This window comes from Variovorax sp. LARHSF232 (assembly GCF_052871435.1).
The window spans coordinates 50,111-75,537 of sequence record NZ_JBIXJS010000004.1; the positions used below are offsets into that span (position 1 = coordinate 50,111).

At 66.9% G+C, this 25,427-nt stretch carries 19 protein-coding genes and 1 tRNA gene; 5 read left to right on the forward strand and 15 right to left on the reverse strand.

Features of this window, described 5'->3' with window-relative positions; all coding sequences use genetic code 11:
- Positions 1-63 precede the first annotated feature (63 nt).
- From ACIPRI_RS12425 to ACIPRI_RS12480, 12 genes are all read right to left on the reverse strand, one after another.
- Positions 64-987, reverse strand: a complete 924-nt coding sequence (locus tag ACIPRI_RS12425) for an ABC transporter permease (protein ID WP_446621760.1) — start codon at positions 985-987, stop codon at positions 64-66.
- Positions 984-2,045, reverse strand: a complete 1,062-nt coding sequence (locus ACIPRI_RS12430; RefSeq protein ID WP_446621761.1) for an ABC transporter permease — start codon at positions 2,043-2,045, stop codon at positions 984-986. Before ACIPRI_RS12430 ends, ACIPRI_RS12425 begins: the two co-directional genes overlap by 4 nt.
- Positions 2,042-3,634, reverse strand: coding sequence for an ABC transporter ATP-binding protein (locus ACIPRI_RS12435; protein WP_446621762.1), 1,593 nt, complete (start codon positions 3,632-3,634; stop codon positions 2,042-2,044). The genes ACIPRI_RS12430 and ACIPRI_RS12435 overlap by 4 nt, the downstream gene beginning before the upstream one ends.
- Positions 3,635-3,646: 12 nt before the next feature.
- Positions 3,647-4,588: a 5'-methylthioadenosine/S-adenosylhomocysteine nucleosidase gene (locus ACIPRI_RS12440; protein WP_446621763.1), complete on the reverse strand. Its 942-nt coding sequence runs from the start codon at positions 4,586-4,588 to the stop codon at positions 3,647-3,649.
- Between the two features lie 18 nt (positions 4,589-4,606).
- On the reverse strand, positions 4,607-5,617 hold the full coding sequence (locus ACIPRI_RS12445; RefSeq protein WP_446621764.1) for a BMP family protein: 1,011 nt from the start codon (positions 5,615-5,617) through the stop codon (positions 4,607-4,609).
- Between the two features lie 18 nt (positions 5,618-5,635).
- Positions 5,636-6,265, reverse strand: a complete 630-nt coding sequence (gene upp, locus ACIPRI_RS12450; RefSeq protein WP_446621765.1) for a uracil phosphoribosyltransferase — start codon at positions 6,263-6,265, stop codon at positions 5,636-5,638.
- Positions 6,266-6,316: 51 nt separating this feature from the next.
- Complete coding sequence (locus ACIPRI_RS12455) at positions 6,317-7,708, reverse strand: URC4/urg3 family protein (protein ID WP_446622093.1); 1,392 nt, start codon at positions 7,706-7,708, stop codon at positions 6,317-6,319.
- 17 nt (positions 7,709-7,725) lie between these two features.
- Positions 7,726-9,057: a GTP cyclohydrolase II gene (locus ACIPRI_RS12460; RefSeq protein WP_446621766.1), complete on the reverse strand. Its 1,332-nt coding sequence runs from the start codon at positions 9,055-9,057 to the stop codon at positions 7,726-7,728.
- 94 nt (positions 9,058-9,151) lie between these two features.
- Complete coding sequence (locus ACIPRI_RS12465) at positions 9,152-9,634, reverse strand: DoxX family protein (protein ID WP_446621767.1); 483 nt, start codon at positions 9,632-9,634, stop codon at positions 9,152-9,154.
- Positions 9,631-10,416, reverse strand: coding sequence for an HvfC/BufC family peptide modification chaperone (locus ACIPRI_RS12470; protein ID WP_446621768.1), 786 nt, complete (start codon positions 10,414-10,416; stop codon positions 9,631-9,633). Before ACIPRI_RS12470 ends, ACIPRI_RS12465 begins: the two co-directional genes overlap by 4 nt.
- 12 nt (positions 10,417-10,428) lie before the next feature.
- A complete protein-coding gene (gene bufB / locus ACIPRI_RS12475; protein WP_446621769.1) occupies positions 10,429-11,262 on the reverse strand; it encodes an MNIO family bufferin maturase in 834 nt (277 codons plus the stop codon).
- Positions 11,263-11,290: 28 nt separating this feature from the next.
- Positions 11,291-11,596: a BufA1 family periplasmic bufferin-type metallophore gene (locus ACIPRI_RS12480; RefSeq protein WP_446621770.1), complete on the reverse strand. Its 306-nt coding sequence runs from the start codon at positions 11,594-11,596 to the stop codon at positions 11,291-11,293.
- Between the two features lie 141 nt (positions 11,597-11,737).
- On the opposite strand from ACIPRI_RS12480, the gene ACIPRI_RS12485 reads away from it, so the two are divergent.
- The gene (locus ACIPRI_RS12485; protein WP_446621771.1) at positions 11,738-12,316 is read left to right on the forward strand and encodes a sigma-70 family RNA polymerase sigma factor; all 579 of its coding nucleotides are present in this window, start codon (positions 11,738-11,740) and stop codon (positions 12,314-12,316) included.
- Positions 12,313-12,954 (forward strand): NrsF family protein, encoded by a 642-nt coding sequence (locus tag ACIPRI_RS12490; RefSeq protein ID WP_446621772.1) that lies wholly within the window; start codon positions 12,313-12,315, stop codon positions 12,952-12,954. Before ACIPRI_RS12485 ends, ACIPRI_RS12490 begins: the two co-directional genes overlap by 4 nt.
- A 3-nt stretch (positions 12,955-12,957) precedes the next feature.
- On the opposite strand, the gene pobA is transcribed toward ACIPRI_RS12490, so the two are convergent.
- Positions 12,958-14,142: a 4-hydroxybenzoate 3-monooxygenase gene (gene pobA / locus ACIPRI_RS12495; protein WP_446621773.1), complete on the reverse strand. Its 1,185-nt coding sequence runs from the start codon at positions 14,140-14,142 to the stop codon at positions 12,958-12,960.
- A gap of 153 nt (positions 14,143-14,295) precedes the next feature.
- On the opposite strand from pobA, the gene ACIPRI_RS12500 reads away from it, so the two are divergent.
- From ACIPRI_RS12500 to ACIPRI_RS12510, 3 genes are all read left to right on the forward strand, one after another.
- Positions 14,296-15,066, forward strand: coding sequence for an IclR family transcriptional regulator domain-containing protein (locus tag ACIPRI_RS12500; RefSeq protein ID WP_446621774.1), 771 nt, complete (start codon positions 14,296-14,298; stop codon positions 15,064-15,066).
- Between the two features lie 46 nt (positions 15,067-15,112).
- Positions 15,113-15,188: transfer RNA gene (locus ACIPRI_RS12505), tRNA-Asn, on the forward strand.
- Between the two features lie 344 nt (positions 15,189-15,532).
- On the forward strand, positions 15,533-15,931 hold the full coding sequence (locus tag ACIPRI_RS12510; protein ID WP_446621775.1) for a hypothetical protein: 399 nt from the start codon (positions 15,533-15,535) through the stop codon (positions 15,929-15,931).
- 364 nt (positions 15,932-16,295) lie between these two features.
- Here the strand turns inward: ACIPRI_RS12510 and ACIPRI_RS12515 are convergent, their stop codons facing one another.
- Together ACIPRI_RS12515 and ACIPRI_RS12520 are read right to left on the reverse strand one after the other, a co-directional pair.
- Positions 16,296-16,721, reverse strand: coding sequence for a hypothetical protein (locus ACIPRI_RS12515; protein ID WP_446621776.1), 426 nt, complete (start codon positions 16,719-16,721; stop codon positions 16,296-16,298).
- Positions 16,722-16,729: 8 nt separating this feature from the next.
- The gene (locus ACIPRI_RS12520; protein WP_446621777.1) at positions 16,730-25,405 is read right to left on the reverse strand and encodes a two-partner secretion domain-containing protein; all 8,676 of its coding nucleotides are present in this window, start codon (positions 25,403-25,405) and stop codon (positions 16,730-16,732) included.
- Positions 25,406-25,427: the final 22 nt, after the last annotated feature.

Below are 25,427 nucleotides of genomic sequence, written 5' to 3' on the forward strand. Positions count from 1 at the left end.
CCGCTGACGCGCCCCCTCGGGGGGCAGCGATACGCGGAGCGATGAGCGTGGGGGTAGTTTCATTTATCGCTCTCCCTTTCGATAGGGTTTCATCAGGGCCTGCGGATAGCTGGCCTTGCGCGCCACCAGCACCAGCGCCAATATCGACAGCAGGTAGGGCAGCATCAGGTAGATCTGGTAGGGCAGCACCGCATCGCCCGATTGTTGCAGCCGCAGCTGCAATGCGTCGAAGAAGGCGAAGAGCAGGGCGCCCAGCAGGGCCTTGCCGGGCCGCCACGAGGCGAACACCACCAGCGCCACGCAGATCCAGCCGCGGCCATTCACCATGTTGAAGAAGAAGGCATTGAAGGCCGACAGCGTGAGGAAGGCGCCTGCGACACCCATCAACGCCGAGCCGGCCACGATGGCACTGGTGCGCACGGCCGCCACCGACACGCCCTGGCCCTCGGCCGCCTGCGGGTTCTCGCCCACCATGCGCAGCGCCAGGCCCAGCGGGCTTCGGTACAGCACGTAGGCCAGGAGAGGTACCAGCAGCAGTGCCAGCAGGGTGAGCTGCGTCTGCGCCGAGAGGATCGGGATCGGCAGCGAGTCCATCGGCGCAAAGGGCGTGATGGTGGGTGGCGTGTTCACCTTGGGGAAGCTCACGCGGTAGCCGTAGTAGCTCAGCGCGGTGGCCAGCAGGGTGATGCCGAGGCCGGACACATGCTGCGACAACGCCAGGCCGACGGTGAGCAAGGCATGCAGCAGGCCGAAGGCGGCGCCGGCGAGCGCGGCCACCGCGACGCCGATCCACAGCGGCGCGCCGCCATACACCGCCAGCCAGCCGGCGAAGGCCCCGGCCACCATGATCCCCTCAATGCCCAGGTTGAGCACGCCGGCGCGCTCGCACAAGAGCACGCCCAGCGTGCCGAAGATGAGCGGCGTGGCAATGCGCAGCACCGCCACCCAGAAGGCGGCGTTGCCGAGGATGTCGAAGACGTCGCTCATTTCCAGCGCAAGCGGTACTGCGTCAACAAGGCCGCCACCAGCACCGCGATCAGCGAGGCCGCGACGATCACGTCGGCGATGTAGGTGGGCACGCCCACTGCGCGGCTCATGGTGTCGGCGCCCACCAGCACGCCGGCCACGAAGATGCTGGCGGCCAGCACGCCCAGTGGATGGAGCCCCGCCAGCATGGCGATCACGATGCCGCTGTAGCCGTAGCCGGGCGACATGTCGAGCGTGACGTAGCTGGTGCGCCCGGCCACCTCGATGGCGCCGGCGAGCCCCGCCAGCGCGCCCGACAGCAGCGCCACCAGCACCACGGTGCGCGTCACCGGCACGCCGGCAAAGGCGGCGGCGCGCGCGTTGGCGCCCACCGCGCGGATGTCGAAACCCAGCACCGTGTGCTTGAACAGCAGCCACACCAGCAGGGCCAGCATCACACCCCAGAGCAAGCCCGTGTGGACCCGCGTCTGCGCGATGAGCCGGCCCAGTTCCAGCCCGTCTTGCAGCGACACGCTCTGCGGCCAGCCCATCGCGCTTGGGTCCTTCATGGCGCCGTCGAGCAGGGCCGACACGCCCAGCAAGACGATGAAGTTGATGAGCAGCGTGGTCACCACCTCGTCCACGCCCAGGCGCGTCTTCATCAGGGCCGGGCCCAGCAGCAGCAGAGCGCCGGCCAGCGCCGCCGCCAGCATCATCAACGGAAACAGCAGCCACAGCGGCCATTCGAAGCCGGTGCCGCCGTGCAGCCCGCCGACGGCCACCGCGGCCAGCGCGCCGGCATAGAGCTGCCCCTCGGCGCCGATGTTGAACAGCCGCGCCTTGAAGGCCACCGTGGCCGACAGGCCGGTGAGCATCAGCGGAATGGCGCGCGTCAGCGTCTCGCTCCAGCCGAACACCGAACCGAAGCCGCCTTGCAGCAAGAGCGCGTAGGTGCGGCCCACCGGCGCGCCGGCCCACAGCACCAAGAGGGCACTCACCAGCAGGGTGAAGGCAACGGCGCCGATGGGGGCCAGCAGCAGGGCGCTGCGCGAGGTGGCGCTGCGGCGCTCCAGCCTCATGCGGCCGCCTTGGCTGCTTGCGAGGCTGGGGCTGCTGCATGGGTGCCGGCCATGGCCAGCCCGATGGCCTCGCGCGTCCAGGCCGAGGCCGGCCGGGGCTCGCCGATGTGGCCGCCGTGCATCACGGCCACGCGGTCGCCCAGGGCCAGCACTTCGTCCAGGTCGTCGGAGATCAGCAGCACCGCGGCGCCGGCATCGCGCGCGGCAATGAGCTGCTGCTGCACATAGGCCACCGCGCCGATGTCCAGGCCCCAGGTCGGCTGGTGCGCGACGATCAGGCGTGGCGCATGGCCTTCGTTGCTGGCGCTCTTCGGTGCAAGCAACGAACGTCCAAGTATCAGCTTCTGCATGTTGCCGCCCGAGAGCGAGCGTGCCGGTGCATCGAGGCCGGCGCCGCGCACGTCGAAGGCGTTCTCGACCCGCTTGGCCTGCGTCCGCGCCGCCGCGCGCCGCACCCAGCGCAGGCCCGGCAGCAAGGGGCGCGAGAAGGCGTCGGTGCGCAAGCGCTCGGACACGGCGTTTTCCCACACCGGCAGGTCGCCGATCACGCCCACCGCGTGGCGGTCTTCCGGGATGCGCGCCACGCCGCGGGCCACCAGCCGCGCCGGCGCGGCCGGCAGGGGGCGGCCCATGAACTGCACGCTGCCCTCGGCGGCGCGCCGCACGCCGCTGAGCAGGTCGGCCAGTGCGACCTGGCCGTTGCCCGAGACGCCGGCAATGGCCACGATCTCGCCCGCGCGCAAATGCAGCGAGGCATCGCGCAACACGTCGCGCCCGTCGGCCATGCCCTGGGCCTGGGTGCTGACATGCGCCAGTGAACACACGACGTCGCCCACCTGTTGGGCCGGCCGGCGCTGCGGCGCTTCCACGGCATGGCCGACCATCCACAGCGCGAGCTGCCCTTGCGTGGTGTCGACCGTGCGCGCCTGCGCCACCAGCTTGCCGCCCCGCAGCACCGCCACCCGGTGCGACACGCGCAGCACCTCCGGCAGCTTGTGGCTGATGAAGATGATCGACAAGCCCTCGGCCACCATCTGGCTCAGGGTGGCGAACAGCGCCTCGCTTTCCTGCGGCGTCAGCACGGCGGTAGGCTCGTCCAGGATCAGGATGCGGGCACCGCGGTACAGCGCCTTCAGGATCTCGACCCGCTGGCGCTCGCCCACCGACAGGTTGCCGATCAGCGCATCGGGCGCCACCGGCAGGCCAAAGCGCTGCGCCACGCCCAGCAGCTTCTGGCGCGCTTCGCTGCGACTCGACCAGGGTTGCCACAGTGGCTCGGTGCCCATCAGCACGTTGTCCAGCACGCTCAGGTTGTCGGCCAACGTGAAGTGCTGGTGCACCATGCCGATGCCGGCCGCCAGCGCCGCCTTGGGCAGGCCCGGTGCCAGTGCCTGGCCGAACACTTCGATGTGCCCTTCGTCGGCCGTGTAGTGGCCAAAGAGGATGGACATCAGGGTCGACTTGCCCGCGCCGTTTTCGCCGAGCAGGGCCAGCACCTCGCCGGCGGCCAGATCGAGCGAGATGTCGTCGTTGGCGACCAGCGGGCCGAAGCGCTTGGTGATGCCGCGCAGCGCGAGGACAACGGTCAAGGCGCGTGTCCGCTACGGCTTCCAGGCGGCCAGAAAGGCCAGCAGCACCTTGGCCGAATTGTCGGCGGCCACGCTCATGAAGGTGCCCATCTCGTTCTCGCCCTCGCCGCCGCCGGCCAGGTCGCTCAGAGATCGGAAGGCCAGGTAGGGCACGCCATTGCTGTGCGCCACCATGGCGGTGGCGGCGGTCTCCATGTCGAGCACGTTGGCCTCGAAGGTCTTGAAGGCGTATTCGCGGAAGGCCTTGTTGTCGACAAAGGCCTGGCCCGAGACGCCGTTGCCGCCCACCACCAGTTTCGGCTTGTGGCTCATGCACTTGCCCTGGGCGCCGCAATGCGCCAGTTCCACGTTGCGCAGGCTGCGCGCCACTTCCAGCATCCTGGGGTCGGCGGCAAACCAGAACTGCGGCGTGGGCTTGGGATTGGCGGCGGTGCGCACTTCGACCGGGCGCGGGTGCAGCATGCCGTAGTTGGGCAGCTTCACGTCCTTCATCCAGGGGGGCGCGCTGTACCTGCCGGGCGCATTTTCGCGCGCCATCAGCACTTCCAGGTACTGTCCCCATTGGGCGGCCACTGTCACGTCGCCAATGTGCAGCCTGGGATTCACCCCGCCGGCAATGCCGCTGAAGACGATGCTCTTCACGTTGAAGCGGTCCAGCACCAGCTGCGTGTTCATGGCCGCATTGGTCATGCTGATGCCCGACAGGAAGATCACCACCGGCTGGCCCTGCAGGGTGCCGGTGGTGAACTCCACGCCGTTGATGCTTTGTTGGCGCGCGCCCTGCACGCGCGAGAGCAGCAGTGTGAGCTCGGGCTGGAAGGCCGAGATGACGGCGATGCGGGGCGTTTCGTCGAGGCGCACCGGGGTACCGCCGCCGCCACCAGGCAGGGAGGCGCAGCCGGCCAGCCAGGCCAGCACGAAGATCGCCAGGGCCTGGCGCAGCTGTCTTGTCATGAAAAGCATCGGGCCCTTTTACTTGCTGGCGCTGCTGGACTTGGGTTGGCTGTCGTTCACCTTCACGGTGAACTTGCCGGCGCGGATGTCGGCCTCTTTTGCCTTGACCTTGGCCACCAGCTCGGCCGGGATCTTCTTCTCGAAGGTGCCCAGCGGCGCCAGCTCGGAACCCTTGTGCTTCATCATCGAATAAGGTCCGTAGTCTTCCGCCGTGAACTTGCCTTCCTTCACCAGTTTGATGGCGCGGTCGATGGAAGGCTCCATGTTCCACAGGGCCGAGGCGACCACCGTGTCGGGGTACTGGGCCTGGGTGTCGATCACGTTGCCAATCGCCAGCTTGTTACGCTCCTTGGCCGCATCCGACACGCCGAAGCGCTCGGCGTACATCACGTCGGCGCCCTTGTCGATCATGGCAAAGGCCGCTTCCTTGGCCTTGGGCGGATCGAACCAGCTGTTGATGAAGCTCACGCTGAATTCCACCTTGGGATTGACCTCGCGCGCGCCGGCCATGAAGGCGTTCATCAGGCGGTTGACCTCGGGGATGGGAAAGCCGCCCACCATGCCGATCTTGTGGGTCTTGGTCATGCCGCCGGCGATCATGCCGGTGAGGTAGGCCGGCTCCTGGATGTAGTTGTCGAAGACCGAGAAGTTGGGCGACTGGGGCTTGAGCGACGAGCCCATCAGGAAGGCCGTCTTGGGAAAGTCCTTGGCCACCTGGCGCGCCGCCTTCTCCACGCCGAACACCTCGCCCACGATGAGCTGGTTGCCGGCATTGGCGTACTCGCGCATCACGCGCTCGTAGTCGGCATTGGCCACGTTCTCGGTCGCCTTGTATTCGATCTCGCCGCGCGCCTCGGCCGCCTTCAGGGCCTTGTGCAGGCGGCCCACCCATTGCTGCTCGAAGGGCACGGTGTAGACGGCCGCCACCTTGAGCTTGGCCTGGGCCAGCGCCAGGCCCGGAAGGCCAGCTGCAAAACAGGTCGCCGCAATGGCAATGGAACGAATGATCAGGTTGCGTCGTGTGGTCAAGAACTTCTCCGGGGTGAGTCATTTCGTGCCGAAGATCCGGTCGCCGGCGTCGCCCAGGCCCGGCAGGATGTAGCCGTGGTCATTGAGCTCGCGGTCGATGGCCGCGGTGTAGATCGGTACGTCGGGGTGGGCGTTCTGCATGGTCTTGATGCCTTCGGGGCAGGTCAGCAGGCAGACGAACTTGATCGACTTGGGGCGCAGCTCCTTGAGCCGCTCGACCGCCGCCACCGCCGAGTTGCCGGTGGCCAGCATCGGGTCGACCACCACGACGTCGCGCTCGTGCATCTCGCCGGGCATCTTGAAGTAGTACTCCACTGCGGTCAGCGTCTTCGGGTCGCGGTACAGCCCGATGTGGCCGACGCGGGCGCCCGGCACCACGCTGAGCATGCCGTCCAGGATGCCGGTGCCGGCGCGCAGGATGGAGACGAAGACCAGCTTCTTGCCGTCGATGACCTTGGCCTTCATGGTCTCCAGCGGGGTCTCGATCTCGATGTCCTGCATCGGCATGTCGCGCGTGACCTCGTAGGCCATCAGCATGGCCAGCTCGTTGAGCAGGCGCCGGAAGCTGTTGGTGGACGCGTCCTTGCGGCGCATCAGGGTCAGCTTGTGCTGGACGAGGGGGTGGTCGATCAGGTGGACGTTGCTCATGGTCGAAAGGCGTCTGGCGCGCTGGTTTTGTCGTTGAAATGAGTAGCAAGTCTAGAAGACCGTGCCGTCGCTTTCGATCTGGATGGGTGGCGCACCTTCACGCAAGCGCTGTGCCAGTGCCCGGCCGGCGGCCCAGCTCCCGCCTTCCAGCACGCAGGCAAGCGGCAGGTCTTGCTCGCTGCGGTTGAGCTGCTGGCGCACGCGCGGCGCCAGCTCGTCGAGCAGGGCCACGGTGAGGGCGCGCCATTCGACGATGAACTCGTCGCCCACCTTCCAGCTGCGCTGGAGAAAGGCCGGGTCTCGGGGGGCGAGCATGCCGCTGTCGAGAAAGAGGCCACCGTTGCGGTATTCGGGCAAGCCGGTCAGCGCGTCCAGCCCGCGCACCTTGATGCCGGCCCATTCGAAGGGCTCCAGCAGCGAATAGCTGAGCCATTGCGAGAGCTTGTGAAAGGGCATCCAGCCGCGCGTGAGGCCGGGGCCGTCCACCGCGCTGTGGCGCCAGCAGTCGCCCAGGGCGAAGGCCGGGTTGCCCGAGGGAATGCCGCCGGGCAGGTCGCTGCCGTCGGCCGCCAGGCTGTCGATGCTGTTGGCCGCTGGCCAGATGCCCGACAGGGTATCGAGCAGCAGGGTGAGGATCTCGTGTGCCGTGACTTCGGCGGTGGGCGGCGCGGCCGGGCCGTAGGGGCCCACCAGTTCGTCGAACAGCCCGCCGGGCCGGCCGTCCTCGCCGAAGATTTCGGGCTGCTCCTGCAGCGCCTCGCCCAGGCGGCGCAGCAGGGTGGCGCGCCCGGCCAGCCCCAGCAGCGGATTGGCCTCGCTGACCTGGAAAGCCGAGGCCAGGCGATCGGTCACCAGGCCGCGAAGGCCGGCGGCATCGGCCTGCAGGGGGCGCTGCGGGTTGGAGGAAAAGCGCCCGCTGGTGAAGGCATGAAAGCTCGCCACCGCCAGGCCTTCGGAGCGCGCCAGGCGCAGGCCGGTGGCGGCCTCTGCATAGTGCCACCGGCTGCCGGCGCCGGCGTCCAGCAGCACGCTGACCACCGCCAGGTCGATCTGGGCGCGGGCGCGCTCGCTCGGCGTGACCGAGGGCCCCAGCAACCGGTCGAGCTGCTGACGCCGGTCGACGCCGCCTGCCTCGAAGTGGCGCCAGCGGCTGTGATAGGGGATGTTGTCCCAGGGGTAGCGCTCGCGCGTGGTTTCTGCCACCAGGCGGGCGGTTTCGTCGAAGACGGCGCTGGTGCCGACGCTGAACCACTTCGACTGGCCCTGGCGCGCCCGCGCCAGCAAGGCATGGGCGCGCTCGCGCACCGCCTGGGTGGTGCGCAGGATGCCGACCGCGCCAGCGGGCGTATCGGCGTCGGGTTCGAATTCGAGTGCCGGATCCACATGGCCTTCGTCGTCGGCGCTCTGCACCGCGCGGTTGCGCGTCGGCCGGTCAGGATCCATTCCGTAGTCGAGTCGGGTCATGTATCTAGTCCTCGTCCTTTGGCCTTCTTCAGTTCCTCCGCGTCCGGCACCACGCCGGGGGTGAAATAGCCGGCCGCCATCTTGGCGTCCATCTCGACGCGGGCATCGGCCGGGATCAGTTCGTCGGGAATGTTGACACGGGTGCCGATCTCGATGCCGGAGCCGGTGATGGCGTCGTACTTCATGTTGCTCATCGAGACCAGGCGGTGGATCTTCTTGACGCCCAGCCAGTGCAGCACGTCGGGCATCAGCTCCTGAAAGCGCATGTCCTGCACACCGGCCACGCATTCGGTGCGGGCGAAGTACTGGTCGGCCGTGTCGCCGCCCACCTGGCGCTTGCGCGCGTTGTAGACCAGGAACTTGGTGACTTCGCCCAAAGCGCGGCCTTCCTTGCGCGAATAGGCCACCAGCCCGACGCCGCCGCGCTGCGCGCCCATGATGCATTCCTCGATGGCGTGCGTGAGGTAGGGCCGGCAGGTGCAGATGTCCGAGCCGAACACGTCCGAGCCGTTGCACTCGTCATGCACGCGCGCGGTGAGCTCCACGTCTGGGTTGGCCAGGTCGCGCGGCTCGCCAAAGATGTAGATGGTCTGGCCCCCGATGGGCGGCAGGAACACCTCCAGATCGGGCCGGGTCACCAGCTCGGGGTACATGCCGCCGGTTTCCTCGAACAGCACGCGGCGCAGGTCGGTCTCGGAGCAGCCGAATCGCTTGGCCACGCCGGGCAGGTACCAGACGGGCTCGATGGCGGCCTTGGTCACGATGGCGGCGCCGTTGGCGGTGAGGAACTTGCCATCGGCCTTCAGGCGGCCGCTTTGCAGTGCCTCGATCACCTCGGGCAGGATCACGTGCGCCTGGGTCACGGCGATGGTGGGGCGGATGTCGTAGCCGGCTGCCAGTTCGGTGGCGAAGACCGAGGCCACGGTCGCGCCCCAGGGGTCGAGCGAGACGATCTTGCCGGGATCGAGCCATTGCGGATAGGGCCCGATCACGTCGGTGGGCGAGGTGTTGGTGAGGTCCGCCTTGTGCTGCGGATTGAGCGCGCCGGCCGCCACGGCGAGCGCGCGGTACACGCTGTAGGAGCCGCTGTGTGTGCCGATCACGTTGCGGTGCGATCGGGTGGTGGTGGTGCCCACCACCGGCCCGCGCTCGGCCGGCGTGGCTGCACCCCAATGGATGGGCAGGGCGCCGAAGCCGCCGGCGTGCGAGGTCAGCCGGATATGGCGCGGCCCGTTGGTCGCGGGATTGGAGGAAGGAGTGCTGCCTTGCGCGGCGGCCGGCGGATTGATGAATGGGGGAGAAGCGTTTGCGGTGGTGTCGACAGACATTGCAGGCCCTCAAAAACCGCAATGTATCGAGGGCCTCCGCGGCTGGCAAGCGCGCTCCGTGGGGCGCGCGCATCAGCGGGGCATCACCTGTGCATCAACGGATGCCGAAGGCGCGATCGAGCGACACCACGCCCGCGCCGCGCCCCGCCAGGTACAGCAGGATCGCCGCCCACGACAGGTGCGTGGGCCAGGCGTCGGGATAGACAAAGAGCTGGATCACCAGCGTCATGCCCAGCAAGCCGAGCGCCGACAGGCGGGTGGCCAGGCCCAGCACCAGCAGCAGCGGCAAGAAATGCTCTGCGTAGGCCGCCATGTGGGCCGCCAGTTCGGGCGGCAGCAGCGGCACCTTGTATTCGTTGGTGAACAGGTCGATGGCGCTGTCGGTCACCGTGAGAAAACCCTCGACCTTGGTGCGTCCCGAATAGAAGAAGGTGGCAGCGATGCCCAGGCGCCCGGCCAGGGCCAGCAGGTCATGCGGGATGCAGCGGTTCAGCAGGTCGGCCAGTGCGTTCCAGCGGGCCAGAAGCCCTTTGCCGGCGGTGTTGCCGGAGGCATCGTGTGGGCGGGCGGTGTTCATCGTGAGTCGGCTCCGGGTTCTTCGAGAAACTGAGGCGGTGCCGCCAGGGCGCCGGCCTGCAGCAGCCTGGACAGCATCGCCATGAGGTCGCACGCCGGGTCGGCGTGCAGCGCTTGCTCGGTGGCTTCGGCCAGCCCGCGGCCCCGTGCGCAGGCATCGAGGAAGGTGCAGTCGGCCCAGCCGGCGGCTTGCCAAAGCACCTGCTGGCCAGGCCGCGTCAGCAAGGCGCCTTCGCCATGCCAGACCAGTTCTTCGTCGGCTTGCTGCGCGTCAGCAGGGCGGCGATTGCGCTGCCAGATCGAATAGATGGGCTGGGACTCAAACCAGGCCCAGCGCGCGGCCGGATGCGGCACCAGCCGGCAGGCCGTGAGTTCTTCCGGCGACAGGCGCGCAAGCGAAACGGCGTCGAGCGTTGCCCTGTCGGCCGCGACATGCGCCTCGGTCCAGAAGCGGTCCAGGCGGGCCACGCCGGGCAGGTACGGCAGTTGGGCCGCCGGCACGAAGCGCTGCAGGAAATCGGCGAACTCCTGGCCGTAGTCGAGCAGCGCGCCGTCGCTGGGCGGCTGCGATTCCACGTACAGCGCGGCGGCCGAGCGGAGCCAGTCGCGGCCGACCAGCCGCAGCACGCTCGGGTAGTTGGCCTCGAGCGCGTCGATGCAGCCCTTCATCACCGTGTTGCGGTACACCGCGAAGGCGGGCTGCGTCTTCCAGGCATGCGGGGCGCTGCCCGGGCGGAGCAAGGCGCGGGCAAAGTCTTCCTGGAAGCGGGCGAGGGTGGTCATTGGGCAACCTCCTCAGCGGGGCGTGCCTTCAAGCGCTTGCGCCGCACTGTCGCACTCCGCCAGCAAGGTGGCGAAGTCGGGCAGGTTGCCGTCGCGCTCGATCAGCGTGGGCAGTGGGCCGGTCCGCTCGATCAGTCGGCGGTAGAGCGCCCAGACCTCGGGCGCGATCGCGGCGTCGTGCGAATCGATGAGCAGGGCATCGCCCAGATTCGGGTCGCGCGAATGGCCGGCCAGGTGAAGCTCGAGCACGGCCTCGGCCGGAAAGCGGTCGAGGTAATGGCCCGCGTCGAAGCCCAGGTTGTTGGCCGAGACATGGACGTTGTTCACGTCCAGCAGCAGGCCGCAGCCGGTGCGGCGCACCAGCTCGGCCAGGAAATCGATTTCGTCCCAGTCGTGGCCGTCGATGCGCAGGTAGTGCGAGGGGTTCTCGATGGCGATGCGCCGGCCCAGCGCTTCTTGCGTGCGCTCGATGTTGGCGGCGATGCAATGCAGGGCCTCGGTGCTGCGCACGAAGGGCAGCAGATCGGGAAAGTAGTGGCCGCGCCAGCGCGACCAAGCGAGGTGTTCGGACACCAGCGCGGGCTGGATGCGCCTCGCCAGCGCGGCCAGACGCGACAGGTGGGCGGCATCCGGCGCTTCATGGCCGGCCAGGGACAGCGAAACGCCATGCAGCGACACGGGGTGCGCTGCACGGACGGCTTCGAGCCAATGAAGGCGGGGCCCGCCGGCGACGAAGTAGTTCTCCGGGTGCACCTCGAACCACAGGCCCTCGCGCTCGCAGGCCAGTGCGGCGTCGTAGTGCTCGGGCTTGAGGCCGAGGCCGGCCAGGAGGGGTTTCTGCGTCATGAGCGGGCCTGCTCTGCTCTTGCAGGGATCAGGACTTGATCGGCGTCAGCGAGCCCGTGCCCTTGGGCGTCTTGATGGTGGTACAGGTGCCCGTCGGCACGTTCTTCCAGGCGTTGCCCTGGTAGTCGACCTTGGAGGTGCCTGCGCAGGTGGTGCCTGGGCCCGCGGCGCAATCGTTCTTGCCGGCCATGGAAACGCCGTAGCACTTTTCCATGGCGGGTTTGTCCTTCATCTGGTCCTTCATCATCGGGTCCTTGCTTTGCTGGGCCATGGCGGCGCCGGCGATCAGTGCGCTGAGGCTGATGGCGGTGATGGCGAGGGGACGCGTGTTCATGAATCTACTCCTTCAGTTGGTGCTTTTAATCAACCGCACCGTATTGCGCGGTCGTTCCTAATTCGCGCGCATTCCGCCGCGGGTTACAGCACGCGGCACAATCGCCCGGTTTCTTTCCAGCCGGAGTAACGAAAAGACGTCATGCCGCGAATATCAGAAGGGAATCAGACGCAGACGGGCGACAAGGAGGCGGCCCTGCGGGCTCTGTTCTTGCAGGGCCTGGCAGGCGACGCTGTGGCCTATCGCGCCTTCTTGCAGCAGCTGAGCCAGCACCTGCGCTCCTTTCTGGGCAGGCGGCTGTTCGGCTGGCCCGACGATGTGGAAGACCTTGTTCAGGAATGCTTGCTCGCCATGCACAACCAGCGCCATACCTATCACAGCGACCAGCCGCTGACGGCCTGGGTGCATGCGATCGCCCGTTACAAGATGATCGATCTGCTGCGTGCCAAGTCGAGCCGCGAGGCGTTGCACGATCCGCTGGAAGATGACGCCGAGCTCTTTGCGGCGTCCGACATCGATGCCGGCGAAGCGCGGCGCGATATCCGGACCTTGCTGGCCACCTTGCCCGAGCGGCAGCGCCTGTCCATCGTCCACACCAAGCTCGAGGGTCTGTCGGTGGCAGAAACCGCCAGCCTGACCGGCATGTCGGAATCGGCCGTCAAGGTGAATGTGCACCGCGGGCTCAAGGCGCTGTCCATGGCACTGAAGGGCGCGCGATGAAAACCGATGACCTGATCAGCCTGTTGGCCACCGGCGTCCAGCCGGTGCCGCGCCGCGCCGCGACGCGCAGGCTGGGCTTTGCGCTGCTGGCCGGCCTGCCGCTGGCGGCCTTGTTCATGCTCACGCAGTTTGGCCTTCGACGCGACCTGGTGCAGGCCATGTTCTGGCCCATGCTGTGGGTGAAGATCCTGTTCCCATTCTTCATCGCCTGGGGCGGCTTCGTGCTGGCGCAGCGCCTGGCCAGGCCCGGTGTGCGCGCAGGCCGTGCCTGGATCGTGCTGGTGGCGCCGGTGCTGTTCATCTGGGCGATGGGCGCGCTGTCCTGGTTCGGGGCGCCGAGCGGGCAGCGCATGGTGCTGCTGCTGGGCGAAACCTGGCGGACCTGCGTCTTCAACATCGCACTGATCTCGGTGCCGGTGTTCGTGGCCGCGGTGATTGCGATGCGGGGACTGGCGCCCACCCGGCCGGTCCTGGCCGGCGCCGCGGTGGGCGCCCTGGCGGGTGGGGCAGGGGCCACCGTCTATGCCCTGCATTGCCCCGAGATCACCGCGCCCTTCCTGGCCGTCTGGTACGTGCTGGGGATGCTGGTGCCGGTGGCGGTGGGCGCCGTGCTGGGGCCGCGGCTGTTTCGCTGGTAGCGCCTAGAAGTCTTCCAGCGGCAGGCCCACGTAGTTCTCGGCCAGCGAGGTCGAGGCCGCCTGCGAATGCACCAGGTAGTCGAGCTCGGCTTCCTGGATCTTCTGGCCGAATTCGCCCGTGTCCGGAAAGCGGTGCATCAGCGAGGTGAACCACCAGGAGAAGCGCTCGGCCTTCCAGACTCGGCGCAGGCACAGGTCCGAATAGCGGTCCAGTGCCGAGGCGCTTTTTTCCTGGTAGTGGATCTCCAGCGCCCGCGAGAGATAGCCCACGTCCGCGGTCGCCAGGTTCAGGCCCTTGGCGCCGGTGGGCGGCACGATGTGTGCTGCGTCGCCGGCCAGGAACAGGCGCCCGAAGCGCATCGGCTCGGCCACGAAGCTGCGCAGCGGCGCGATGCTTTTCTCCAGCGAAGGACCGGTCACCAGGAGGTCGCGCGCCTGCGGGTCGAGCCTGCTGCGCAGCTCGTTCCAGAAGGCCTCGTCGCTCCAGTTCTCAACCCGTTCGTCGGCCGGCACCTGCACGTAGTAGCGGCTGCGCGTGCTGCTGCGCATGCTGCACAGGGCAAAGCCGCGCGGGGTGTTGGCGTAGATCAGCTCGTGTGAGACCGGCGGAACGTCGGCCAGCACGCCCAGCCAGCCGAAGGGGTAGACCTTCTCGTAAGTGTGCAGCGAAGCTTCGGGCACGCTGGCGCGGCTGACGCCGTGGTAGCCGTCGCAGCCTGCAATGAAATCGCATTCGATCTCGTGCGTGGCGCCGTCCTTCTGCAAGCGCACCCGCGGCTTGGCGCCGTCGAAGTCGTGCAGGCTGACGCTGGCGGCCTGGTAGATGGTGGCCAGGCCCTCGGCCTCGCGTGCCTGCATCAGATCGCGCGTGACTTCGGTCTGGCCGTACACCGTGACCTGCTTGCCGCCGGTAAGCGCGTGCATGTCGATGCGATGGCGCGCGCCCTTGAACAAGAGCTCGATGCCGTGGTGCGGCAGGCCTTCGGCATGGGCGCGCGCATCGACGCCGGCCCGTGCCAGCAGATCCATGGTGACCTGTTCCAGCACGCCGGCGCGGATGCGGCCCAGCACGTAGTCGCCGCTCTGGCGCTCCACGATGATGTTGTCGATGCCGGCCTTGAACAGCAGTTGGCCCAGCAGCAGGCCTGCCGGCCCGGCGCCGATGATGGCGACTTGTGTCTTTTTCATGATGCGTGCTTCCTGTCTCCGAATGATCGGAAGCGTAGGCCGCCAGAGCCGCCGTAGATACATCCGCGCACGCGCTCTGTGCGATGATGAGACGCGCTGCGCGATGATCGCGCAACGTCCCGGCTTCTTCCACCCCAAGTCCACAGCACCGTCATGACCATTGCCAAGGCCGACTTCATCGAAGGCATCGCCAAGGGCATGGCGGTGCTGGAAAGCTTCGACACCGAGCGCCAGCGGCTGAACGCCACTTTGGCCGCGGAACGTGCCGGGCTCACACGGGCCGCAGCGCGCCGCCACTTGCTCACGCTCGCGCACCTGGGCTACCTGGAAACCGACGGCAGCTACTTCTGGATGTCGCCCAAGGTGCTGCGCTTCTCAGGCACCTACCTGGCGTCGTCGCGCCTGCCGCGCACCCTGCAGCCCACCTTGAACCGGCTGGCGGCGCAGACGCAGGAGTGGTTCTCGGTGGTGGTGCTCGACCACGACGAGGTCGTCATCGTGGCGCGCAGCGGCACACCGAGCACGCCCACGCGTGTGCTGGCCTACGGCCTGCACCTGGGCGCGCGGCTGCCGGCGCACGCCATGTCCACCGGCCGCGTGCTGCTGGCCGCCATGAGCGGCGCCGAACTCACGCGCTGGCTCAAGGGCCGCACCTTGCAGCGCCTGACACCGCACACCATCACCCAGGCCAAGGCGCTGCGAGAAGAGGTGGCCAAGGTGCGCGTGCAGGACTACTGCATCGCCACCGAAGAACACGAGATCGGCGTGCAGGCCCTGGCCGTGCCGCTGCGCAACATGCAGGGCAGAACCGTGGCCGCACTCAATGTCGTGCTGGCCGGCGGCCTGCGAACCGATGCCGCACTTGAGCGAGAATTGCTGCCTCTCTTGCAGGGCGCCGCACATGAAGTTCGATCATTGTTGTGAGCGGTTCAAAAGAGGCGAAAAAATCACGCTATAATTTGAGGCTTGTTCCCCGATAGCTCAGTTGGTAGAGCGCCGGACTGTTAATCCGTAGGTCCCTGGTTCGAGCCCAGGTCGGGGAGCCACTACAAACCCTTGTGGTTCCTGAATGCCTTGCTATCAAATTGGTAGCAAGGCATTTCCATTTGGGGTCGCGCCTGAAAAGTTGTCACGATCCATGTCACGATCCGAGCCGGGCAGGGAATGGCACTTGAAGCAAGGTGGCCACGACTAACGTGGCCGCACATCTTGGGGTGTTTGGGCGCGCCGACCGGCTTCCAAAGCCTGTTGTCAAAAGCTGGCGCGCGTGCATCGCGGATGCGCAGCATCTGCCGGGCATCTGTCAGACATGTGCCAGGCATTCAAAAGTAGACGGATTTAGATGCGCGTGCGATCCTTCCGGTACATCCGCACCCTGATGCCAATGGCCATGACGCAGCCCAGCACCGACACGCCACGTAAAAAGACCGGTGGCCGCCAACGAGGAACGCCGAACCGGGTGACGCGCGACTTTCGCGAAACGGTGGCCTTGGTGCTCGAAGAGAACCGCGAGAACCTGTCCCTGTGGCTTGATCAGGTGGCGAACGGAACCCTGCGCGTTGTCGATGGGCAAGTGGTGGGCGAGCCGCCCAATCCGGCGAAGGCGCTCGATCTGATCGTCAAGCTGGCCGAGTACGCCGTGCCCAAGATGACGCGCGTGGACCTGGAAGGCAATAGCACCAAGTCGGCGGGCGTCACGAACATCCAGATCGAGTTTGTGGACGCGGCGGCGCGCACTGCACTGCCGACCACCATGGCGAGGCTTCCTGAGCCGTCGCCACGCCATTGAGCGATCAGCTCGGCAAGAGCCTCTCGATGTCGAACGCGCATAGTGCGCGAGTTGGTGGCGGACCTGGCCGATGGATAGCGCACGACGACTGTCCGCTGGCCTTGGCCGCTCAGAAGTACTGGGCGACGGCTGCTCGGGCGTCCCGGTCTGTGTACCAGGCCCGTAGCGGCAAGGGCGACGCTGCCGCGCAGATAGCTGCGACATTTCGGCGGACCCGGGCTTCGGGCTACTACAAAGAAGTCGCAAACATTGCCCGCAGGCGCGAACAGATGCCACGCGAATTGCGCCAAGCGAATCTTCGAGTTGAATAGGAACAGTGCTGTATGGGCAACGTCTCCCGCGTCGAAGGTCTTGCGGCCGCTGTTTAGTCGATCAATTCTTCAAGAGTTTTCTTTTCTCGATTGAATATTCGAAGGGCTTCAACGTCACGCTCAATCAGACCCACATAATGTTGATAATCTTGCGTTAAAGCGGCATACCCAAAAATATGCGAAATCCCAAAACCTTGGAGCAAAGGGGCGTATTCAACCGAATTTTTAGTTTCACAGACCGCCCAGCCACCAGGAATTTTCTTGTCGATCAACTCAAATAATTGACTTGGAGCCCAAAGCGGTGCGCCATCGTTCGGAGCCACCAAGTAGTCCAATCGATCTTTAATCATCAAAATCGAAACAACCAAATAATTCTCGCCCACCTTCAGTGGTGAGTAATTCGTTTGATCTGTTTCGCCCAAATGCCTCATTGAAGAAGGTATGGCAGAGCCAAGGGTGTGTTTGCAGGTAACCAGCATCCTATTTCTCACTTGAATTTAAAGTCGTCAATCGCGCCAGTTTTGGAATTTATAACGTAGTGAATTTCCACGCCATTGACATTTTGGCTCATTTTCACCCATCCATCTTTTCCGGGCCAGCGCGAGTCGGTCATTAATACGGGCAGAGGGCGACCGGCCGCAGGATTTGAGATGGCTTCCTCCATCGCTAGGCGCTCAGTCAAATTGATCGGCGTTGCCCGCCCAGTGGACCCCAGGCCCAAAGGCTTTGTACTCCCGAGGGCAGCCCCCGCCACGGACCCGGCTAAACGCGCACCGTCGGCAGGGCTGAAATGTGGCGCCAGCTCTCCTGTGAGCAAGTCTCCGGCCCCCGTTCCCGCACGTAGCCCCGCAAGCAGAGGCGCCGTCCGGGCTATGTCGTCTCTCTGGCTATCGATCAGGCGTTGATAGAGCGCACGCTGCTCCGGATTGGCCGAGTACAGATCCCGCATCAACTCCAAGTCGTTGAGTGCACTGGCGGCGCTGCTGGAATAGACGTTGCAGCTCGCAAAACTCGCGCTGGCGCCCGTGCAGGCGGCGTCGAACCTCGCCTGAAATTTCTTGTCATCGGCCTGCGCCTGGGCCTCGATCTGGGCCGTACAGGCCGCCGTCGGATTGGCCGCGCAGTCGCGCGCCTTAGCCATCAAGTCCTTGCTCGAATGCCCCAACGCATTGTTCGCCGCCGCATTGCTGCCCGACCAGTTGGCCAGGCCAACCTGCTCGGTGTCGCCCCCCGCCACCGCGGCGGCCAGGCCGCCCAGCAAGCCGGCCATGTAGACGGTGTAGTTCGCATTCAGGTTCGGGTTGTCGCGCCCAGCCTCGCCAACCAGTTCGCCAACCGCCGCCCCGATGGCCCCTGGCGCGCACCCGTCACCCCCGCTCTTGGCCGTGCCGGCGGCGCAGCCGGCGATCAGGTGCGCCAGCTTGTTGGTGAACTTGTCCAGCGTGCCCGCTTCAGTCAGATCCCCAATCCCATTGGCGGCGGTGGCTGCAAGGGAGTTGATCAGCGCCGCCGTCAGGGCATCCTTGAGACTGTCTCCCAGGTTCCCGCCGTTGATGGCCGTGCCGATCAACGCGCTGGTGACCTGAATCTTCAGGTTGTTTTCCAGCTGCGTCAGGAACAGCTGAGCGCCCGAGTCCGGCGTGGGTGCCCCGGTCGGCACAAAGCCCAGGGCTGCGAGCGCGCCGCCCGTGACGATGGCGGTGGCCAGACTCTTCACGTTCTGACTCGACCCCAGTTCATCGAACACGGCGCCCAGGTCGCCCAGGTTGTTGAAGTAGGCCGTGGCCACCTGATTGCTCAGGGTCAGCACGGCCGACTGCACGGCGCCGGTGACCACGGTGCCCGTCGCGCCACCAATCGCACTGCCAGCGGCAGCGCCGGCCTGCGCTGCCACCGGCCACGCCGCCGCCCCCACCATCACCGCCACCAGCGCCGCGCTGACCGGCCCCATGCCGCTTTGCCGGTAGTCCCATTTGTCGTGCGCTTCCTGCACCCGCTGCCACTCGATGCTGTTGGCCAGCTTCGGATCGCTCAAGATCTGATCGACCCAGGCCATGCCCGGCTGCTTGGCCAACTGATCGAGCGGAACGTGCAGGCCCACCTGCGTCTGGATGCCGCCCTTGGCGTCGATGCTCAGGTTGCCGACATTGAGCTGGTTGTAGTGCAGCGTCTCGTCCGATTGCCCCTTGCCCTTGGCGCCCACGGAAGCCGAGCTGCCATGGGTGACGTGCCACGCTTCGTCCTGCACCGTGGTGGCGGTCTCCAGCTTCAGTTTCCCGCCCGCCTGGATGTCCAGGCTCTTGGCGTTGGCCTCGATGGCGCTGAGCGTCGTGTCGCGGCCACTGTCGATCTCGATCTGACCGGCGCCGAGCGTGGTCTTGTCCAGCGTCGTTTCCTTGCCGCTCGCATCCAGCGAGTAGTACTTGATCCCGCTCTTGGACTTGTGCGTCGTCTGGGCGCTGTCCTGATTCACCCCCGCCTCAAGGGTGATGTCGCGCTCTGCCTTCAAAGTCAGCTTGGCATCGTCCCCCGCGCTCAGGGTGGCCGCCCGCGCGCTGAGGTCGCGCCCGGCCACCAGGCTCACATCGCCCTGGCCTTCGACGGTGGTGCCCGTCTCCTGGGTGCTCAGTTCCTGGCGGCTGTTCTTCTTGCTCCAGCGGATGTCCTGCTGGCTGCCGGTGGTGATGGTCTCCAGCTTCAGGTCGCGCCCGGCCTGGAGGTAGACGCTGCCGCCGCTTTTGACTTCGGCCCCCTTCAGGCTGAAGTCGCCATCGGCCACCGCAATCAGCTGACCGCCCGGCTTGGTGACATACAGGCCGGCCACGCGGTCCAGGTGGGTGGTGCCCAGGTTCACCCCGGCGCTGCTGCTGGTAGCCGAGCGGGTGGTGCTCTCTACCCGGATGTCGCCCCCAGCGACCGCAGTCAGTCGGTCCCCCGCCTCGACGCGTCCGCCGATGACGTTGATGTCATTTTTGGCCAGCAGATCGACACTCGATCCACCCGAAATGCGTCCGCCCAAGTTCTGGATGTTGTCGGCGCTGATCGAGATGGCCTGACGCCCGGCGATGGTGCCGCCGTTGAGCACGTCGCCGCTGAGTTGCATATCGACGTTCTTGCCCGACAGCAGGGCACCCGAGCCGTCGATGTCGCCAGGCTTCACGCGCACGTACACCTGAGGCACCAGAACTTTCTGCGTGCTGCCGTCGGGCAGAGTGACGGTCTGCTCGACCAGCCAGACGATGTCGCTGGTGAGCTGCGCCATCTGCGCGAGCGTGAGCGCGATGCCCGGGCGCAGTCCGTACTGCTTGGCAAAGGTGGCGCCCGCGTTCATGAGGGCCGCGTACTGCGCTTCGTCGCTGGTGTAATCGCCCAGGTAGCGATACCCAGTCAGGTTGGCGATCTGCTCGCGGATCAGGCGCTGCTCGTAAAAGCCATCGCCCAGCCTCTTTTGCGTGGTGTCGGGGTCGAGCCCCAGGTTGTTCAGCAGGTAGTCACTCGACAACCAATTGCGGTAGTTCGCAAAGCGCGGGTCCGTCTCGATCAGGTAGCCCGCATTCGGGTTGATGCCAAAGAGGCTCGCGCTCGGAATGCCGGTGTTGGGCGTGCTGGTGCGCACCACCAGCTCGGCGCTGCCGGTCGCCCGGCCGCTTGCGTCCGCTGCCTGACCGGAAGCGGCACCACCACCGCTTACCGCCGAGGGTACCTGCACGATGGGGTTGACGCGGGTGTTGGCATTGACTGCGCCGCCGCCTTGTGCTGTGGCGCTGGCCTGGCCGGTCTTCAGCGGATCGATCGGCCGATCGGCCGCCACCGCCTGATTGCCCTCTAGCTTGGCGGCGACCAGGGTGACAGTGGTGGACTCGATCAGGTCGGTGTTCCGCGGCTCATAGATCCGCTCGTCGTCCCCGAAGGTGTGCGACTTGACGTAACTGTGGATGATCTGGCCGTGCGTCTCGCGCAGCGCGTCCACTTCCTTATTGACGTTGACGATGGTGCCGCCTTTCACCGTCAGCGTGCCGCCGGCCAGGATTTGGCTCATCTCGTTGCGGCCCGCGCCCACCGTGAGGTCCATTTTTCCGCCGGCAATGATCCGGCCCGGCGCCGAGGAGTTCAGCACGGGGGTCGAGCTGCTGATGTTCAGGTCGAAGGCGTCGTAGATCGTGTGCCGCCTGGAGGGCGTGCCCAGGATCAGGCTGCCGTCGATGGCGCGCAGGAACTTCAAGGTGGCCACGTCCAGGGCCTGATGGGCCAGCCGGTAGGCCTGCCACTCGTCGTACTCTTGCTGCGTCACCGGATGGTCGAAGGCGGTGAAGACTTCGACTGGCCCACTGGGCCCGTCGTACGTCGTGGTGACGCCGGTCTGGCCAACGACGATGTTCGGGTACTGGCGCCCGATGTGGCTGGGAGGCAGCTCCAGCGGCGGCGCCACGCCGAAGGTGGCCCAGATCGGATCGGCGCTCGAATACCAGGCACCGGCGACGGGGATGGTTTCCGTGTATTCGTTGTTGCCCCCGTGGTACTGATCATAGGTGCGGTTGGCGCTGCTGGCCGGCGGCGTGGCGTAGTAGGGCGCGAAGCGCTCCAGCGGGTACTCGGGCGCGGGCAGCAGCAGCTGCACGTTGGGGTTGTCGCCGGGGGCGGTCGGATTGGCGGCGCTCGCGCCCACCCAGCTGGGCCAGTCCCCCGAGGCAGAGCCGGGGTAGGCAAAGAACACCTGGGAGGCGTCCCAGCGCTCGGCGCTGCCGGGCACCGAGTACTCCACCACATGTTTGCTCGCGCCCGGCACCAGGGTCCAGGTGACGCCCCCGTTGGTGTTGTTCAGCTGCGCGGTGTCGATCACCATATTGCCCGCCGACTCGATGGTCGCGGCATGGTTGTTCAACTCCGAGGCCGAGCCGGTGGCCTTGCGATTGGCGTCCAGCGCTCCGCCGATGGCCATGTCACCGTCGCTGTAGATCAAGGCCCCGTCACGGTTGTGGATTGTCCCGGCCCCAATGTCCAGGCGCTCGCGCGCCGCGATGGTTGCGGCCTTGGTTTCGCCGTTGACGGTCTCGGCCAGGTTGTTCAGAGTCCCGGCCTGGATGGACAGCTCGCGTCCATAGATGCGCCCTGTGCCGATGTTGGTGAGCGTGGCCGCATCGATCTGAGTGAGATCGCCGTCGATCAGCCCCCGGTTGGTGAGTGTCCCGGCGGCGTTCACCCGCGTGGTGGTGGCCGAGATCTCGCCGGTGGCGGTGTTGTCGATGTCCTGGCCGCTAACATCCAGGGTGTCCCCGGCTGTGAGTTTGCCGCTGTTGGTGATGTTGCCGGTGGTGGCAAGCCGCAGTTTGCCGTTGGCGCTCAACTCCCCTGTGTTGTGCACATCACCCAGCAGCGCGATGGACAAGTCCTTTCCAGACGTGAGGGTGCCGTCCAGGCTCAGCGCCTTTGCATCGACCTTCAGGAGGGTATTGGCCACCAGCAGGCCCGCCGCGTTGCTGACGGCCAGGGTCTTGGCGGTTGGGTTGGCCGCGTTCAGGTCGGCGATCTCCAGCGCACCGTTGGCCGCCATCAACCCGCCGCTATTGAGCACCTGCCCGGCGCTCAGGATGCGGGCATCGCCCCCAGATCGAATGGCGCCGCGCTGGTTGTCCAGCACGTCCGCCGTGATCGCGATCTGGCCGCCTTCAATGCCGTGGGTGGTGGGGGTGGCGGCCGGAGCATCCAGTGCTTCCCGGGGCGTGGCCGCGTCCAGGGTGTCGGTGTTGGTGACGCGATCGGCCACCAGGGTGACCGCGCCCTGGCCTCGTATGAGTCCCGCGCTGTTCTCGATCACGGCCCCGGCGAGGCTGAGATCGCCGCCTGATAGGGTTTGGCCGCCGCGGTTGTCGTAGCTGCCGGAGCCCGTCTGGAACTGAAGGCTGGTGGCGCTTTGGATGAGGCCCGCGTCGGTGTTGACAACGCCGGTGGTGTTGGCCTGCAGAGCGCCGCCCGCGCCAATGAAGCCGGCGCTGTTTTGAAGCGTGCCTGTGCTCAGCGTCATGGCCCCTACGCTGGAGATGCCACCCTCGGCGTTGGCGTAGCCGGCGGCATTTCTGTTGCTCAGCTGCTGGCCGTGGGTGTCGATCGCCAGGGCACCACCCGACTGGATCAGGCCCGCGTCGTTGGTAAGCGCCCCCGAATCGATGCGCACGTCGGCGACGCCCACCAGCATGCCTTGGGCGTTGCCGAGCTGCGCAATGCCCGTGTCCACGCGCAGTTGCTGGCCAACGATCTTGCCCAGCGTGTTGTCCAGCCCACCCAGGGCTTGGATCTGAGTCTGGCCACCCGACTGCAGTTGGCCTTCGGTGCTGGTGAGCGCCCCGGTCGCTGCGACGGTGAGGCCCCCTTCGATCGCGGCCACAGTGCCTCGGCTGTTGTTGAGCGACCCGGCGTTCAGGTTCACTGCCCCGTTGGCCAGAAGGCTACCGCCCACATTGCTGGCAGTGCCCTGTACGGCCAGGGTGAGGTCCTGCACGGCGACAATGCGGCCCGCATCGTTCACCAGGCTTCCTGCGTCGATGCTCGCCATGCCGGCGGACGTGATACTGCCCTGCGCGGAATTGTTCAGCTGGCCAGCAACGACCAAGGTCAGGTTGCCGGTGCCCGCCGTGCGCACAGTGCCGCCCTGGTTGCCCAGGCTTCCGGCACTGATGTGCGTGTCGGCATTGCTTGCGATGGTCCCAGCCTCGTTGCCGAGCGCGCCGGCAACGGTGATGCGCGTCGCGGCATCGCCGCCGGTCTGCATGATTTGGCCGCCTCGGTTGCTCAGGGCGCCTGCGTCGATGGTGACCTGGTCGGCGCTGGTGGTGCCGCCGTCCTGCACGACGGCGCCGGTAGCGTTCACCACCAGCGCGCCGTTGGCGGCGATGCTGCCACCCGTCCCGCTGTAGCTGCCGGTCGCCAAGGTCAGGGCGCCGCCGGTGGCAGCATGCTCGATTCGCCCGCCCGTGTTCACGATGCTGGCCGCGGTGAGTTGTGTGTCCTTGCCATTGCTGGCGATGCGGCCACCGCTCGTATCAATAGTGCCTGCGTGCCCGGCGGCGTCCATGGCCGACATGACGAGCGCCCCGGCGCCGGTCTGCAGGATCTCGCCGCCCTGGGTGTTGCGGATGTTGGCGGTGCTCAGCTGAAGCTGGCCGGCCTGGGCCGTGCCCGCGTCGTTGATCCAGGTAGCCCCGGCGGTGTTGGCGGTGACGGACAGGGTTCCCGGAGTGATTACGGAGGCGCCGGCGGTGCTGACATTGCCCTGAGTGGCCTGTAGCAAGACGTTGGCAGCGCTGCTGCGGCTGCCGGCCAGATCCACCGTCGCGCCCTGCGCGCTGAACGCTCCAGCCGCCATGTTGTTACCCTGGGCGACCAGGTCGCGCGCGGCGCCCATGCGCAGATCGCCAGCGTTCGCGAGGCCGCTGTCATCGGCCTGGACGCCGGCGCCAAAGGTGCTGGCGGCGTCGCCTTGCACGCTGCCAGCCTGAATGTTCACATGGCGCGCGGCGGTGATGCTGCCACTGCTTTGCAGCGTTCCATCGGCGTGGACGACGATATCGCTATCACTGCGCAGTTGCCCGTCGCCATTGCGCACATCCCCCGTCGCCGTGATGGCGATGCTGCCGGCGTGCAAGGTGCCGCCGCCACTGTTGTCCAGCTGCTCGACGTTGGCGCTGAAGTGGCGCGCCACGTTCAACGTGCCCCCTGCGTTGCTGAAGCGCGGACCACTCACGGTCAGCTCGCTCACGGAAAGTTGTCCGCCGCTGTTGTCGATGTTGGGCGTTTGCAGCGCGATCTCGCCGCCCGAATAGATGCGCCCACCGTCGTTGCGGATCGTGCCGGCGGCAGTAATGAGGCCGGGCGCCGGTGGGGCCGCCGGGGCCGTGGCGTCTGTGGCGCCGCCCTCGCCGGTGCCGCCCGCCGCGCTTCCTACGGCACCGCCCTCGGGGGGCGGGTTGCTACCGCCGGCTTCACCAGTTCCACTCGTTCCGCCGTCGGCAGGTGACGGTGGCGCGGGCGGCTCGGCGCCGATCACGCCGCCGTTGGTGTTGACAAGATTGGGCGCGCGCATGGACAGCGCCGCCGTTCCCGTCTGACGAATCGTTCCTTGGTTGTCGATGTCAGAGGCGCTGGCCAATTCGATGCGCGGGGCCTCCAGCGTGCCCACGTTCTCCAGGTGCCCCGCGGCCGTCACGATCAACCCCCCGGCGCCTGCGCCGATATGGCCGGCATTGCGCACGCCCACCCCGGCTTCGGTGCCGATGAGGGTGATCTTGCCGGCGTACATGCCGCCTAGCTGCGCAACGTCCAGCGAAAAGGTGGGCGCGGCACCACTACCAGTAGTCGGGGCCGCTTGACTCGCGTCGGCCGCCACGGTGTTGGCACCGGCCACCACCTTGAGATCGTTCGCCCAGATGCCGGCGTTGACCTGCACCGCGCGCGCCAGGATGGCCGCGTAGTCGGTCGTGCGCGCGTCCAGGCCGGCGCCGTCGATGCTGATCGTGCCGCCGCGCACCAGGAAGCTCTCCAGGCTGCCCGCCGCGTTGAACTGCGGGGTGCCGGTGGTCAAGGTGGCTCGGTTGGCGTTGATGAAGCCCCCGCCATCGATCTGGATGCCCGCCGGATTGGCGATGATGACTTCGGCCCGCTGCCCCGCCACCTCCACGAAGCCGCGCAGCTGGCTCGGATGGGCGCTGTTGACCTCGTTCAAGATGATGCGCGCGGGCCCCCGCGCCAGCCACGGATTGCCCTGCACAAAGCCGCCGAGCTGTGTCTGCACATTGGTGCGGCTGTTGTTGAGGATGGCGCCCTGGCTATTCACGTCGAACTGGCGATAGGTGTTGCGGCTCACCCCCGCGCCTGAAGGGGTCTGGATGTTGACCAAGGGAACGCCATTGGGCGCGGTGAGCACCGTGGGGCGCTGGTTGCCGGGCGCCGAGGGATCGCCGGCGATCTGCGCTTGGGTGGGTAGCGCAAGAAAGGCAGAGCTCACAGCCATGATCGCGCCCGCCCGTGCCGCCAGACTGAATGCGCCAGCCGACGAAGGCGCAGAAGTCGCACCGCTGGCCGTCTTGCCGGCGCTCTTGGCCGTCTCTTGCACGACCATGCGCATTCCGCGCGCGGCATTGAAGACGATTCGATGAAGGTTCTTGTTCATTGGTCTTTTTCTTGTTGCGGCG